Source organism: Stenotrophomonas indicatrix (assembly GCF_002750975.1).
Classification (GTDB): Bacteria; Pseudomonadota; Gammaproteobacteria; order Xanthomonadales; family Xanthomonadaceae; genus Stenotrophomonas; species Stenotrophomonas indicatrix.
The window spans coordinates 2,524,350-2,539,394 of sequence record NZ_PEJS01000001.1 but is presented as its reverse complement, the minus strand read 5'-3'; the positions used below and the strand labels follow the sequence as shown (position 1 = coordinate 2,539,394).

Genomic DNA, 15,045 nt, shown 5'->3' with positions numbered 1-15,045 from the left:
CGGTAACGAACAGGCCAGCCGCTGCTGGCCTGTTTTTTTTATGGGTGGGGTTCATCCACGCGTGGTGTGGCTCTACCATGACGCCATGAGCATCTTTGACCTGCGCATCGAAACCGAACGCCTGATCCTGCGTCCGCCGCAGCGGCAGGACTACGCCCCCTATCTGGCGTTCTGCGCTGATGAGGAGGTGATGCGCACGCTGGGCGGTGTGCAGGCACCCTCGGTGGCATGGCGCAGCTTCTGCAGCCTGGCCGGCGCATGGCAGCTGTTCGGCTTCTCGATGTTCAGCGTGATCGAGAAATCCAGCGGTGAATGGATCGGTCGCATGGGGCCGTGGCAGCCGCAGGACTGGCCCGGCACCGAGGTCGGCTGGAGCATCCGACGGGCCAGCTGGGGCAAGGGCTACGCACCGGAGGCGGCGATCGCGGCCATCGACTGGGCGTTCGATACGCTGGGCTGGGACGAGGTGATCCACACCATCGCCGAAGACAACGAGAACTCGAAAGTGGTTGCGCGCAAGCTCGGCAGCACGTTGCTGCGCATGGGGCAGTTGCCATCGCCCTATGAAGGCAAGCCGCTGGAAATCTGGGGGCAATCGCGCGGGCAGTGGCAGCAGCGCGCACGCTGAGCACTGCCCGGGAGTGTCGGCCGCTGGCCGGCAATCGCACGAATCCAGCTGCATCAAGGTTGCCGGCCAGCGGCCGGCACGACCGAATCGCCATGCTGCACCCGCGCTTGGCAATCGCCAAGCTGCTTGCCAGACTGCGGACAGCCGGCTGCAGGCCGGGACCTCCCTGGAGCAGGCAATGGTGGAAGAACGCATTGCGTTGACGGTGCATGGCATGTCGGTCTCGGGCAATTGCCACAAGGTGCGCCTGCTGCTGGAACAGCTTGGCAGCCGCTACCGCTGGGTGGAGGTGGACAGTGCCCACGGCCAGACCCATACCGCGGAATTTCTCGCTCTCAACCCCAATGCCAAGGTGCCGTTGATCGTGCGCGACGATGGCCGCGTGCTGACCGAGTCCAATGCGATCCTGTTCTGGCTGGCCGAGGGGACGCCGTATCTTCCCGCTGACGGTTGGCAGCGTGCGCAGGCATTGAGCTGGATGTTCTTCGAGCAGTACACGCATGAACCCTGCGTGGCGGTGGCACGCTTCATCCGCGGTTGGACACCGGCCGACTCGCCACGCCGTGCTGAACTGCCGCGCCTGCATGAGCGCGCTGCCAGCGCGCTGGCGGTGATGGAGCAACATCTGCGCCAGGCGCAGTGGTTCACCGGCGATGACTACGGTATCGCCGATATCGCCTTGTTTGCCTATTCCGATGTCGCCGCCGACGGTGGCATCGCACTGGATCCATTCCCGCAGGTGCGGGCCTGGTTGCAGCGGGTGCGAGCGCAGCCTCGCTTCGTGCCCATGCCTGCGGTGACCGCCGAGGTGCGCGCGCGGTTCAACGCACCGGATTGATTCCCCTGCAGCGTCGGGCGTGCTCGACCAGCGGAAGGGTCGCGCAGGCCCGGCGCCTTGGTTCGCAACAACGGCACGGAGGGTGTTCGATGTTCGCTGTGGTTCCTGATCCCATTCCCGCACGCATGCGCGGTCTCAATCGCGCCGAGGTCTGTGACGTCAATTTCCTCGAGGCCGTACGCGCCTGGCGCGGCATCCCGCGTCCGCGCCCGGCGCCGGATGCGCCGATCCTGCCGGGCAGCACCCTCACCGCCGCCGCCTTCGGCGAACTGTTCGAATCGCAGCTGCTCAGTCGCCAGCTGGACCTGATGGCGCGCGTGCTGCGCGTGCAGAACAAGGTCTTCTACACCATCGGCTCGTCCGGTCATGAAGGCAATGCGCTGCTTGCGCGCGCCTGCCGCCACACCGACCCCGCCTTCCTGCACTACCGTTCCGGCGCGTTCATGGCCGAGCGTGCGCGGCTGGTGCCCGGCATGGATCCGGTGCGCGACGCCGCGCTGTCCTTCGCCGCCAGTGCCGAGGATCCGGCCAGCGGCGGCCGTCACAAAGTGTGGGGCAGCAAGCCGCTGTGGGTGCTGCCGCAGACCTCGACCATCGCCTCGCACCTGCCCAAGGCGGTGGGTACCGCGCTGGCGATCGAGAGTGGCAGGCGCCTGAGCCAGCCGCTGCCGATTCCCGCCGACAGCATCGTGATGTGCTCTTTCGGCGACGCTTCGGCCAACCACGCCACCGCGCAGACTGCGTTCAATACCGCGATGTGGTCGGCCTATCAGAAACTGCCGGTGCCGATCCTGTTCGTCTGCGAGGACAACGGCCTGGGTATTTCGGTGAAGACCCCTGAAGGATGGATCGCAGAGCGCTTCAGCCGGCAACCGGGCCTGGACTATTTCTTTGCCGATGGCCTGGACCTGGCGGCCGGACACGCGCAGGTGCAGGCGGCGGTCGAGCATTGCCGGCGCATGCGTCGGCCCACCTTCCTGCACCTGCGCACCACGCGGTTGATGGGCCACGCCGGTACCGACTTCGAAGTGGAATGGCGCGCATTGGCCGAGCTGTGCGCGGCCGAGGCGCAGGACCCGCTGCTGCGCTCGGCGCAGATCGCGCTGGAATCGGGCTGGATGGATGCGGCGGGCGTCGAGGCCGCCTATGAAACCCTGCGCGCGCGCTGCATGGCCGCCGCCATCGATGCTGATACGCGGCCGAAGCTGCAGACATTGCAGGAAGTGATCACGCCGTTGGCACCCTATACGCCCGCAGCGGTGCAGGCCGAGGCCGAGCGCGTGGCGCCCATCGAGGCCCGGCAGGCGCTGTACGGCGGCGCCGATTCGCTGCCCGAAGGGCAACCGCCGCGGCATCTGGCGATACAGATCAACCATGCGCTGCAGGAGCTGCTGGGCAAGTACCCGCAGGCGCTGTTGTTTGGCGAGGACGTGGCGCAGAAAGGCGGCGTCTACACGGTGACGCGCGACCTGCTGCGCCGTTTCGGCCCGCGCCGGGTGTTCAACACGCTGCTGGACGAAACCATGATCCTGGGCATGGCCCAGGGGCTGGCCAACATGGGCATGCTGCCGATCCCGGAAATCCAGTACCTGGCCTACCTGCACAACGCCATCGACCAGGTACGTGGCGAGGCCTGCTCGCTGCAGTTCTTCTCCAACGACCAGTTCCGCAACCCGATGCTGGTACGGGTGGCCGGGCTGGGCTACCAGAAGGGGTTCGGCGGCCATTTCCACAATGACAATTCGATCACGGCGCTGCGTGACATCCCGGGGCTGGTGGTGGGCTGTCCGTCGCGTGGCGATGATGCGGTGATGATGCTGCGCACATTGGCGGCATTGGCCCGCGTGGATGGTCGGGTAGCGGTGTTCCTTGAACCGATCGCCCTCTACATGACCAAGGATCTGCACGCGGCCGGCGACGGCCAGTGGTTGTTCGACTACCCCGCGCCCGGGCAGGCGCTGGTGCTGGGCGAGGGCAGGGTGTATGCGCCGGACGCCAGCGATCTGGTGATCTTCACCTATGGCAACGGTGTGCCGATGGCGCTGCGCGCAGCGGTCGCCATCGAGCAGCAGCTGGGCTGGCAGGTGCGTGTGGTCGACCTGCGCTGGCTGGTGCCGTTGAATGCGGCCTTCATCGGCGCCCAGGCCGCCACCGCGCAACGGGTGCTGGTGCTGGATGAGGGGCGCCAGAGCGGCGGCGTCGGCGAGGGCGTGATCACCGCGCTGGTCGAGGCCGGCCATGGCCACCTGCCCGTGCGCCGGGTCTGCGGTGCCGATACCTATACGCCGCTGGCGGGGGCAGCAATGTTCGGGCTTCCAAGCGACAATGCGGTGATTGGCGCCGCCCTCGACCTGGCGCAGGAACCCTGATGCATGTGTGGATTGGCAGGTATGTTGTTGCCGGCGGCACAGACGCCGGCCGAGGTCCTGCAGGCGCAGGCGCTGGCCATGGGCCAGGCGCTGCACCATCGCGGGCCGGATGACGGCGGTACCTGGGTCGATGCCGCCGCTGGCATTGCCCTGGCCCACCGGCGCCTGAGCATCCTCGATCTTTCACCGCTGGGCCACCAGCCGATGGCCTCGGCCGACGGCCGCTATGTGATGGCCTACAACGGCGAGGTCTACAACTTCGCCACGCTGCGCGCCGAACTGGAGCCGCTGGGGCATGCGTTCCGTGGCCATTCCGATACCGAGGTGCTGTTGGCCGCGATCCTGCAGTGGGGCGTCGAGGACACCCTGCAGCGCGCCAACGGCATGTTCGCCATCGCCCTGTGGGACCGCCAGGAACAGTGCCTGTGGCTGGCCCGTGACCGGGTCGGCAAGAAGCCGCTGTACTACGGCTGGGCCGGTGATGCCCTGGTGTTCGGCTCGGAGCTGAAGGCGCTGTGGCAGCACCCGGATTTCGACAACGACATCGACCGCGATGCGCTGACGCTGCTGCTGCGGCTGGATTACATCCCGGCACCGCACAGCATCCACCAGCGCTGCTACAAACTGATGCCCGGGCGCGTGCTGCGTCTGGATGCGGCGGCGGTGGCGGCTGGAGCCAGCGCACATCGCCCTGAGCAGGCGCAGCGTCCGTACTGGGACGCGCGCGCGCGCATGCAGGCGGCACTGGCCGCACCGTTCCAGGGCCGCATCGAGGAGGCCGAAGAGCAGCTGGATGGCCTGCTGCGCGATGCCGTCGCACTGCGCATGGTTGCCGATGTGCCGGTGGGCGTGTTCCTGTCCGGCGGCACCGATTCGTCGCTGGTGGCGGCGCTGATGCAGGCGCAGAGCGGGCAGCCGGTGCACAGCTTCAGCATCGGCTTCAGCGGCTCCCACCACGACGAGGCACCGTTGGCCAGGGAACTGGCCACCCACCTTGGCTGCGATCACACCGAGCTGTATGTCAGTGGCGCCGATGCGCTGGCGGTGGTGCCGCAGCTGCCGGCGATGTTCGACGAACCCTTTGCCGATGCCTCGCAGGTGCCGACCGCGCTGGTCGCCCGCCTCGCCCGCCAGGGCGTGACCGTCGCACTGTCCGGCGATGGCGGCGATGAGCTGTTTTTCGGCTATACCCGCTATGTGCGTGCGCTGCGCAACTGGCAGATGCTGGGACGGGTGCCCGCGCCGCTGCGCCGCTGGATGGGTGCGCGTGCGCACCAGCAGGGCGAGGCGTCGCGCACCGGCGGGCTGGCCGCGTTGCTGGCCGAAACCGGCGCACGTGGCATCGGCGATGTGTATCGCAACCGCATCTCGCGCTGGCGCGATCCGGCGGCCGCGGTGATCGGTGCACGCGAGGCGGGCAGCTTCTACGATCTGGCCGATCCGCTGCATGGTGCCGGTACGCCGGCCGACGCGATGATGCTGGCCGACTTCGTCAGCTATCTGCCCGACGATCTGCTGTGCAAGGTCGACCGCACCTCGATGGCGGTCAGCCTGGAGGCACGTGCGCCCTTGCTGGACTGGCGCGTGGCCGAGTTCGCCTGGTCACTGCCGCTGGGCTTCAAGCGCAGTGAGTCGACCAGCAAGGTGCTGCTCAAGCGCGTGCTGGGGCGGTACGTGCCGCAGTCGATGGTGCACCGGCCCAAGCGTGGATTCGGCGCCCCGGTCAGTGATTGGCTGAAGGGCGACCTGAAGCCCTGGGCGGACGAACTGTTGCAGCCGGCGCGACTGGAACGCGAAGGCGTGCTGTCGGCCGCCGCCGTGCAGCCACTGTGGCAGCAGTTCCTGGGCGGCCAGCGCAAGTGGCACACGCACCTGTGGAACGTGCTGATGTTCCAGGCCTGGCAGAACCACTGGCGGCAGGTGCGTGCAGGCGTGAAGCGCGCTTGATCTTCACCGGCGGGGAAGGGCGCGGCGGCTAGGCTGGCCCTCCCGCACCGTGAGGAGTATGTCCTGATGTCCGTCCCCACCATTGCTGTATTCGTCGGCAGCCTGCGCAAGGACTCATGCAACCGCAAGCTGGCCCGCGCGCTGGAGAAACTTGCGGGTGACAAGGCGCGCTTCCAGTACGTGCAGATCGGCGACCTGCCGCTGTACGACCAGGATTTCGACGCCAGCTACCCCGCGCAGGGCACGCGCCTGAAGGGCCAGGTACGCGCGGCTGACGCCGTGCTGTTCGTGACCCCCGAGTACAACCGTTCCGTGCCGGGCGTGTTGAAGAATGCCATCGACATCGGCTCGCGCCCCTACGGCGACAGCGCTTTTGCGGGCAAGCCAGCGGCGGTGATCGGTGCTTCCATCGGCCAGATCGGCACGGCGGTGGCCCAGCAGCACCTGCGCAACAGCCTGGCCTTCCTGGACATGCACGTGCTTGGCCAGCCCGAGGCGTTCATCCACTTCAAGGATGGCCTGATCGATGCCGACGGCACGATCCACAACGAGGGCACGCAGACGTTCCTGCAGGGCTATGTGGACCGGTTCCTGGCCCTGATCGCGGTACATGCCAAGGGCGATTGACGCCAGCAGCGGCGGTTCCCATCTGCGATAATGGTCCGCTTCGGGCGTCGCAACGACGCCCGTCGCAGGCAATGCGACGCCCTCGCGCCAGTCTGGACAGGCTCAGGCGGATATCCCCCGTTCTTCCACGGCTTATCCACAGGTTTGTCCATGGCCGCCGGGCTCGGCGCATGCCTACACTCGTCTGGCCCCTTTTGCAGGAAACACCGCAGCATGTCCGCCCGTTCCGGCTTCCGTTCCAACCGCAGAGAGCGCGGCGATGGCTTCGATCGCGATCGCGATGAATCGCGTATCGACCAGTTGCGCGTGCCGCCGCACTCGGTGGAGGCCGAACAGGCGGTGCTGGGCGGCCTGATGCTGGCACCGGAGGCCTACGACCGGGTCAACGATCAGCTGACCGAGGGCGACTTCTACCGCCGCGACCACCAGATGGTCTACCGGGCGATCCGCGAGCTGTCCGAGCGCGAGCGCCCCTTCGATGCGGTGACCCTGGGCGAGTGGTTCGAATCGCAGGGCAAGATGGAGCTGGTGGGCGATGGCGCCTATCTGATCGAACTGGCCAGCACCACGCCGTCGGCGGCCAACATCGTGGCCTATGCCGAGATCGTGCGCGACAAGGCGGTGCTGCGGCAGCTGATCCAGGTCGGCACCGACATCGTCAACGATGGTTTCCAGCCCGAGGGCCGCGACAGCAGCGAGCTGCTGTCCGCTGCGGAAAAGAGCGTATTTGCCATCGCCGAGCAGGGCGCGCGCGGCCGTACCGACTTCGTGGCCATGCCCGGTGCGTTGAAGGACGCATTCGAAGAGCTGCGCAACCGCTTCGAGAATGGCGGCAACATCACCGGCCTGCCGACCGGCTATACCGATTTCGATGCGATGACCGCCGGCCTGCAGCCGACCGACCTGATCATCCTTGCTGCGCGTCCTGCGATGGGCAAGACCACCTTCGCCCTGAACATCGCCGAGTACGCGGCGATCAAGTCGAAGAAGGGCGTGGCAGTGTTCTCGATGGAAATGTCCGCATCGCAGCTGGCGATGCGCCTGATCTCTTCCAATGGCCGCATCAACGCGCAGCGCCTGCGTACCGGCCAGCTGGAGGACGAGGACTGGAGCCGGGTAACCGGTGCGATCAAGATGTTGAAGGAAACCAAGATCTTCATCGACGATACGCCGGGAGTGTCGCCGGAGATCCTGCGTTCCAAGTGCCGCCGCCTCAAGCGCGAGCACGACCTGGGCCTGATCGTGATCGACTACCTGCAGCTGATGAGCGTGCCGGGCAACAGCGAGAACCGCGCGACCGAAATTTCCGAGATCTCGCGTTCGCTGAAGGGCCTGGCCAAGGAACTGCACGTGCCGGTCATTGCACTGTCCCAGCTCAACCGCTCGCTGGAAACACGTACCGACAAGCGCCCGGTGATGGCCGACCTTCGCGAATCGGGCGCAATCGAGCAGGATGCGGACATGATCGTCTTCATCTACCGCGACGATTACTACAACAAGGAAAATTCGCCGGACAAGGGCCTGGCCGAGATCATCATCGGCAAGCACCGCGGCGGCCCCACCGGCTCGTGCAAGCTGAAGTTCTTCGGCGAATACACCCGTTTCGACAACCTGGCCCACGACTCGGTCGGTTCGTTCGAATAGCGCCGACGGCGTTACGGTAGCGCCGGGCCATGCCCGGCGGATCTGCTCCCCAGCGGCAGGTTTCATCGCCCCCCAACCGGGTTTCGTCGCAAACCGTTTGCGGGCGACAGGGCGGGGCAGCAACGTGGTTGCAGGCGGCGGGGTGCCGCCGAGGGAGCCTCTGATGAAGACCTTGTTTGCGCTTGGTGTCTGGTGCCTGCTGTTCGTGCTGTGCTGGCCGTTGGCGATCCTGGCGCTGGTCGCCTGGCCGTTCGTGTGGCTGCTGAGCCTGCCGTTCCGCCTGCTCGGCATCACCTTCTCGGCACTGTTCGCCTTCCTGCGCGCGCTGTTCATGCTGCCGGCACGCCTGCTGGGCGGCGGCCCAGTGACCGCATGAGGCCGCGCGTCATTGCGATGGTGGCGCTGCTGGTGGCGGCGCCCGCGTCCGCCAAGGAGCCGCCGTCGGCCTACCTGGAGCGCGGGCATGATCCTGCTTTGGCCGCCACCGCCGCGACTGCAGAGGATGCGCCCAAGGAATCCTGCCGGGTGGTGAAGGAGTGGAAGGCGGGGGAAATGGTCGTCCAGCACCGCATCTGTGACGATCCGCCGAAGAGGGCTGCCGCCAAGCCGGCACCGCGGCCGGTGCAGCGTTGATCCGCCATCTGCCGGTACGGCGGTGGTTTCAGGATGAGGGCGCCGCGGCCGCCGGCGGTGCCGGGAACACCTGTTCGCGCAGATCGCGGTAGACCATGATGATGCGGCCACGCGGGCGCACTACGAATTCAACCTGCAGCGGCGCGCCAGCGGTGGCTGCCGCCGGATGGGTCACCGTGCAGGGCTGCCTGATCCCACAGCGCCGCAGGGATACTTCCAGGCTGCCATCGCTGGCCGTGCGCACATCCGCGCCGGGTGAGTGGAAGAGCGTCTCGGCAGGCACGTGGTAGCGGATCAGCACGTCGCCATCGCGTTGCGGCATCACTTCGACCGGCTGCACCTCGGCTGCGCGGTAGTCGGTTCTGGCTGGGGTGGCAGTGCACCCGGCCAAGGCGAAGCCGAGCAGCAATGGCAGGCGGTAGAAGCGGGACAGGTGCATGATCGTACGGCTCCATGGAAATCGGCGGCGGCCACAGCATTCCCTGGCCGGTTGCATTGGGCCGGGTTGCAGGCGGGCGGTCAAGCGGCCAACAAAAAACCCCGCCGAGGCGGGGTTTTTCGTATCCAGCAACGCGGGCCAGTGGCCGGCACTACCCGATGGCTCAGTTCGCCTTGTGGATCGCGCGCTTGCTCACGGCCATCGCCGCGTCGTGCACCACTTCCGACAGCGACGGGTGAGCGTGGCAGATCCGCGCCAGGTCGTCGGCCGAACCGCTGAACTCCATGGTCAGCACGCCTTCGTGCACCAGCTCGGACACGTTGGCGCCCACCAGGTGCATGCCCAGGATGCGATCGGTTTCGGCGTGGGCCAGAACCTTCACGAAGCCTGCCGGCTCGATCATCGCCACGGCACGGCCGTTGGCGGCGAACGGGAAGCTGCCGGCCTTGTACGGGATGCCCTCGGCCTTCAGCTGCTGCTCGGTCTTGCCGACCCAGGCCAGCTCCGGCTCGGTGTAGATGACCCACGGAATGGTGTCGAAGTTGACGTGGCCCGGCAGGCCGGCGATCAGTTCGGCAACCGCGATGCCTTCCTCGAAGCCCTTGTGCGCCAGCATCGGGCCGCGCACGCAGTCACCGACCGCCCAGACGCCATTGACGCCGGTGTGGCAGTGCGCGTCGACTTCGATCTGGCCACGCTCGTTGATCTTGACGCCGGTACCTTCGGCCAGCAGGCCCTTGGTGGCGGCGCGACGGCCGACAGCCACCAGCAGCTTGTCCACGACCAGCGACTTCTCGCCTTCGGCGTCGGTGTAGGTCAGGGCGACTTCCTTCTTCTTGCCCTTGCCGGTCACTTCGGCCTTGGAGACCTTGGCACCCAGGCGGATGTCCAGGCCCTGCTTCTTGAATTCCTTGGCGGCGGTCTTGGCCACTTCGGTATCGGCCGCAGCCAGGAAGTCCGGCAGCGCTTCCAGGATGGTCACTTCCGAACCCAGGCGCTTCCACACGCTGCCCAGTTCCAGGCCGATCACACCGGCGCCGATCACGGCCAGGCGCGCCGGCACTTCGGTGAAGTCCAGGCCGCCGACGTTGTCGACGATGGTTTCGCCGTCGAACTTGGCGAACGGCAGTTCGATCGAATCCGAACCGGCGGCGATGATGACGTTGGTGCCCTTCAGCTCGACGACCGAGCCGTCATGCTGGGTGACCTTGACCACGTTGCCCGGCTGCAGTTCGCCGAAGCCGTAATAGGCGGCGACCTTGTTGGCCTTGAACAGCATGGCGATGCCGCCGGTGAACTGCTTGACGATCTTGTCCTTGCGGCCAACCATCGCTTCGACGTCCATCTTGGCATCCTTGAAGCTGATGCCGTGGTCGCCAAAGATGTGGCCCATGTTCCAGAACTGGCGCGAGGAATCCAGCAGCGCCTTGGACGGGATGCAGCCCACGCGCAGGCAGGTGCCACCCAGGGCCGGCTTGCCGTCCTTGCCCAGCGCTGCGTCGATGCAGGCGGTCTTCAGGCCAAGCTGGGCCGCGCGGATGGCAGCGTGGTAACCGGCCGGGCCGGCACCGATGACGACGACGTCGAATTGTTCAGCCATTGAAATAGTCCTTGTTGCATTACCAGAACCCCTCCGCGCAGGCGCGGAGGGGCGGGAGGTCTCTTACAGGCCGAACAGCATGCGGCCCGGGTTTTCCAGCTGGTTCTTGATGTCCACCAGGAACTGCACCGAGTCCTTGCCGTCGATGATGCGGTGATCGTAGGACAGCGCCAGGTACATCATCGGCGCGATCACGACCTGGCCGTTCTGGGCGATCGGGCGCTCCTTGATGGCGTGCATGCCGAGGATGGCGCTCTGCGGCGGGTTGATGATCGGGGTCGACAGCAGCGAACCGAAGGTGCCGCCGTTGGTCACGGTGAAGGTGCCGCCCTGCAGTTCTTCCAGGCTCAGCTTGCCGTCACGGGCCTTCTTGGCGTAGTCGGCGATGGTCTTTTCGATGTCGGCGAACGACATGCGCTCGACGTTGCGCAGCACCGGCGTGACCAGGCCCTTCTCGGTCGACACGGCGATCGAGATGTCCGAGTAGCCGTGGTAGATGATGTCGTCGCCGTCGATGGAGGCATTGACCAGCGGGAAGCGCTGCAGCGCGTTGGCGGCGGCCTTCACGAAGAAGCTCATGAAGCCGAGCTTGATGCCGTGTGCCTTGACGAACTCGTCCTGCAGTTCCTTGCGCGCCGCCGACACCTTGGACAGGTCGACTTCGTTGAAGGTGGTCAGCATGGCGGTGGAGTTCTTCGACTCCATCAGGCGCTCGGCGATGCGCTTGCGGATGCGGGTCATCGGCACGCGTTCTTCCGGACGTGCGCCACCGGCCTTGCCGGCGCCGCCGTTGCGGGCGAAGTTGACGATGTCTTCCTTGGTGACGGCGCCGCGACGGCCGGTGCCGTCGACGTCGGCCGGGTTCACGCCTTCGGTGATGGCGGTGAAGCGGGCGCCCGGCGGCAGCGCGTCGGCAGCCGACTTGGCAGCCGGGGCCGGGGCAGCGGCGGCGGCCGGAGCAGCAGCGGCCGGAGCGGCCTCAGCCTTCTTCTCTTCGGCAGCCGGGGCCGGTGCAGCAGCCACGGCGCCTTCTTCGATGATCGCCACGACCTGGCTGGAAGTGACGGTGTCGCCTTCCTTGAACTTGATTTCCTTGATCACGCCATCGACCGGCGACGGCACTTCCAGGACGACCTTGTCGGTTTCCAGGTCAAGCAGGTTTTCGTCGCGCTTGACGGCGTCGCCCACCTTCTTGTGCCAGGTGGCGATGGTGCCGTCGGCGACGGATTCGGGCAGTACCGGGGCTTTGACTTCGGTGGCCATGCGGGAGCTTCCTGGTTTGTCTTCTAAATAGGGGGAGAGTTATTCAGCGAACGAGTCGTTGAACGGGTTGACCAGTGCATCGGCGACCAGCTGCTGCTGTTCGCGGACGTGGTCAGCCATGTGACCGGCAGCCGGCGAAGCCGAACGTGCGCGACCGGCGTAGTGCAGGCTCTGGCCATCGGCCAGGCAGAACTGCAGGTGGTGGCGGATCTGGTACCACGCGCCCTGGTTCTGCGGTTCTTCCTGCGTCCACACCACGTCGGTGGCCTTGCCGTACTTCTTCAGTTCGGCAGCCAGCAGCGCACGCGGGAACGGGTACAGCTGCTCCACGCGGATGATCGCCACGTCGTCCTGGCCACGCTTGGTCTGGTCTTCCAGCAGGTCGTAGTAGACCTTGCCCGAGCACAGCACCACGCGCTTGACCTTCTTGGCATCTGCGTTGGCATCGCCGATCAGGTGCTGGAACTCGCCATTGGCCAGCTCGTCCAGGGTCGACACGGCCAGCTTGTGGCGCAGCAGCGACTTGGGCGACATCACCACCAGCGGCTTGCGGGTGGTCAGGTGCTGCTGGCGACGCAGCATGTGGAAGGCCTGCGCCGGGGTCGACGGCACCACCACCAGCATGTTCTCCAGCGCGCACAGCTGCAGGAAGCGCTCCAGGCGCGCCGAGCTGTGTTCCGGGCCCTGACCTTCATAGCCATGCGGCAGCAGCAGGGTCAGGCCGGAGATGCGGCCCCACTTTGCTTCGCCGGCGGCGATGAACTGATCGATCACCACCTGGGCGCCGTTGGCGAAGTCGCCGAACTGGCCTTCCCAGATGCACAGGGTGTTCGGATCGGTGGTCGAGAAACCGTACTCGTAGGCCATCACTGCTTCTTCGCTGAGCAGCGAATCGATGACGGTGGCCTTCTCCGGCGAATCCACCAGCTGCCGCAGCGGCAGGTAGTAGTTGTCGGTCTTCTGGTCGTGCAGGATCGCGTGGCGGTGGGTGAACGTGCCGCGGCCGACGTCCTGGCCGACCAGGCGCAGCGCACTGCCTTCATCCAGCAGGGTGGCGTAGGCCAGGTTCTCGGCAAAGCCCCAGTCGCCCGGGATCTCGCCGGCAGCCATCTTGCGGCGGTCGTCGTACACCTTGGACACGCGCGAGTGCAGCTGCACTTCTTCGGGCACGGTGTTGATCAGCTTGGCCAGCGCGACCAGCTTGTCCTTGTCGACCTTCGTCGACACCGGATCGGACAGCTTGCCTTCCAGCAGCTTCGGCCAATCAACGAACAGCGGGCTGGTCGGCGGGGTCTTTTCGACCTTGGCCAGCTCGGTGGTCACTTCACCGGCATCGAGCTTCTCGCGGTACGCATCGACCATCGCCTTGCCGGCGCCGGCGGCGATCACGCCTGCCTTTTCCAGCTGCTCGGCGTACATCTCGCGGGTGGTGGCGTGCTTGCGGATCACCTGGTACATCAGCGGCTGGGTGATCGCCGGCTCGTCGGCCTCGTTGTGGCCCCAACGGCGGTAGCACATCAGGTCGATGACCACGTCCTTGGCGAACTTCTGGCGGAACTCGAACGCCAGCTGCGCGGCGAACACCACCGCTTCCGGATCATCGCCGTTCACGTGCAGCACCGGGGCGGCGATCATCTTCGCCACGTCGGTGGCATAGCGCGTGGAGCGCGTGTCCTGCGGATTGGAGGTGGTGAAGCCGACCTGGTTGTTGACCACGATGTGCACGGTGCCGCCAACGGCGAAGCCGCGGGCCTGCGACATCTGGAACAGCTCCATGACCACGCCCTGGCCGGAGAAGGCCGCGTCGCCGTGGATCAGGATCGGCATCACCTGCTTGCGCGCGGTGTCCTTGCGGCGCTCCTGGCGCGAACGCACCGAGCCGGCAACCACCGGGTCGGCGATTTCCAGGTGCGACGGGTTGAACGCCAGGGCCAGATGCACCGGGCCACCCTCGGTGGCCACGTCGGCGGAGAAGCCCATGTGGTATTTCACATCGCCGGCCGAAGCGTGCTCGTCGTGCTCGAACTTGCCTTCGAATTCGTCGAACAGCTTGCGCGGGTTCTTGCCGAGGGTGTTGACCAGCACGTTCAGGCGGCCGCGGTGGGCCATGCCGATCACCACGTCCTTGACGCCATCCTTGCCGGCGCTGCGGATGATGGTGTCCATCATCGGGATCAGCGAGTCGCCGCCTTCCAGCGAGAAGCGCTTCTGGCCGACGTACTTGGTGTGCAGGTAGCGCTCGAGGCCTTCGGCGGCGGTCAGGCGCTCCAGCGTGCGGCGCTGGGTGTCAGCGTCCAGCTGGTAGTTGCCACCGGCCAGTTCCAGCTTCTTGTAGATCCACTGGCGCTGCTCGACCTCGGAGATGTGCATGAACTCCGCACCGATCGAACCGGTGTAGGTCGCCTTCAGGCGCGCCAGCAGGTCACGCAGCTTCATGCGCGGCTGGCCACCCACGCCGCCGGTGCTGAACTCGCTGTTGAGGTCAGCATCGGACAGGTTGTGGAAGGGCAGGCCGAGGTCCGGGGTGTTGACCGGAGAGGCCAGGCCCAGCGGGTCCAGGCGGGCGTCCAGATGACCACGCGAACGGTAGGCGGTGATCAGACGACCGACATTGCGCTCGCGCTCATCGCCTGCACCGGTGCCGGTGCCTGCTTTCAGCGCATCCTTGGCCGCGTCCGCGATGTGGGAAATGACGGCCGAGTGCGGAATGTCGCCCGCTTCGCGGCCCTTGAAGCCGTCGAAGTAGGTTTTCCATTTGGGATCGACACTATCCGGGGAGACCAGGTACTGCTCGTACAGGTCCTCGACATAGGAGGCGTTGCCGCCGGCGAGTTGCGAAGATTGCGCAAACTGCTTCAGTTGATTGTCCACGATGGAGGGTGCTGATTCGCTTTGTGGGGTATGGCTTCAGAAGGACCCGGCACGAAGATGAATAGCCATGCACGGGCGCGTTCAAACGGCCAAATTGTACCCCCATCCGGACACGAAGGGGCAGCGACGAGGGCATCGGGCGTCCCCCGGTGTCGGTCCCAGACAGGTTGAGCGCACCCCGTCGCG

Annotated in this window: 12 protein-coding genes; 8 read left to right on the top strand and 4 right to left on the bottom strand. The window is 66.4% G+C overall.

The features are described 5' to 3' along the window. Positions 1 to 85: 85 nt before the first annotated feature. The 8 genes from CR918_RS11780 (at position 86) to CR918_RS11745 (ending at position 8,686) form a co-directional block, all read left to right on the top strand. The gene (locus CR918_RS11780; RefSeq protein WP_099843038.1) at positions 86 to 628 is read left to right on the top strand and encodes a GNAT family N-acetyltransferase; all 543 of its coding nucleotides are present in this window, start codon (positions 86 to 88) and stop codon (positions 626 to 628) included. 178 nt (positions 629 to 806) lie between these two features. Then, positions 807 to 1,466: a glutathione S-transferase family protein gene (locus CR918_RS11775; RefSeq protein WP_025876778.1), complete on the top strand. Its 660-nt coding sequence runs from the start codon at positions 807 to 809 to the stop codon at positions 1,464 to 1,466. Positions 1,467 to 1,555: 89 nt separating this feature from the next. Beyond that, positions 1,556 to 3,835 (top strand): thiamine pyrophosphate-dependent enzyme, encoded by a 2,280-nt coding sequence (locus tag CR918_RS11770; protein WP_099843036.1) that lies wholly within the window; start codon positions 1,556 to 1,558, stop codon positions 3,833 to 3,835. Between the two features lie 3 nt (positions 3,836 to 3,838). Further along, positions 3,839 to 5,782, top strand: a complete 1,944-nt coding sequence (gene asnB / locus CR918_RS11765) for an asparagine synthase (glutamine-hydrolyzing) (RefSeq protein ID WP_099843034.1) — start codon at positions 3,839 to 3,841, stop codon at positions 5,780 to 5,782. Between the two features lie 66 nt (positions 5,783 to 5,848). Continuing rightward, positions 5,849 to 6,409, top strand: coding sequence for an NADPH-dependent FMN reductase (locus CR918_RS11760; protein WP_099843032.1), 561 nt, complete (start codon positions 5,849 to 5,851; stop codon positions 6,407 to 6,409). Positions 6,410 to 6,622: 213 nt separating this feature from the next. Then, the gene (locus tag CR918_RS11755; RefSeq protein ID WP_099843030.1) at positions 6,623 to 8,053 is read left to right on the top strand and encodes a replicative DNA helicase; all 1,431 of its coding nucleotides are present in this window, start codon (positions 6,623 to 6,625) and stop codon (positions 8,051 to 8,053) included. 163 nt (positions 8,054 to 8,216) lie between these two features. Continuing rightward, entirely contained in the window at positions 8,217 to 8,429 is a 213-nt protein-coding gene (locus tag CR918_RS11750) for a hypothetical protein (protein WP_025876788.1), read from the top strand. Beyond that, positions 8,426 to 8,686 (top strand): hypothetical protein, encoded by a 261-nt coding sequence (locus tag CR918_RS11745; protein ID WP_032951933.1) that lies wholly within the window; start codon positions 8,426 to 8,428, stop codon positions 8,684 to 8,686. Before CR918_RS11750 ends, CR918_RS11745 begins: the two co-directional genes overlap by 4 nt. Before the next feature lie 28 nt (positions 8,687 to 8,714). On the opposite strand, the gene CR918_RS11740 is transcribed toward CR918_RS11745, so the two are convergent. From CR918_RS11740 to CR918_RS11725, 4 genes are all read right to left on the bottom strand, one after another. Next, a complete protein-coding gene (locus CR918_RS11740) occupies positions 8,715 to 9,125 on the bottom strand; it encodes a hypothetical protein (RefSeq protein ID WP_099843028.1) in 411 nt (136 codons plus the stop codon). A gap of 163 nt (positions 9,126 to 9,288) precedes the next feature. Beyond that, positions 9,289 to 10,725: a dihydrolipoyl dehydrogenase gene (lpdA, locus tag CR918_RS11735; protein WP_032951934.1), complete on the bottom strand. Its 1,437-nt coding sequence runs from the start codon at positions 10,723 to 10,725 to the stop codon at positions 9,289 to 9,291. Positions 10,726 to 10,788: 63 nt separating this feature from the next. Next, on the bottom strand, positions 10,789 to 11,988 hold the full coding sequence (gene sucB, locus CR918_RS11730; protein ID WP_025876796.1) for a dihydrolipoyllysine-residue succinyltransferase: 1,200 nt from the start codon (positions 11,986 to 11,988) through the stop codon (positions 10,789 to 10,791). A gap of 39 nt (positions 11,989 to 12,027) precedes the next feature. Further along, positions 12,028 to 14,859 carry a 2-oxoglutarate dehydrogenase E1 component gene (locus tag CR918_RS11725; RefSeq protein ID WP_032978870.1) on the bottom strand — a complete coding sequence of 944 codons (2,832 nt, stop codon included), beginning with the start codon at positions 14,857 to 14,859 and terminating at the stop codon, positions 12,028 to 12,030. Positions 14,860 to 15,045: the final 186 nt, after the last annotated feature.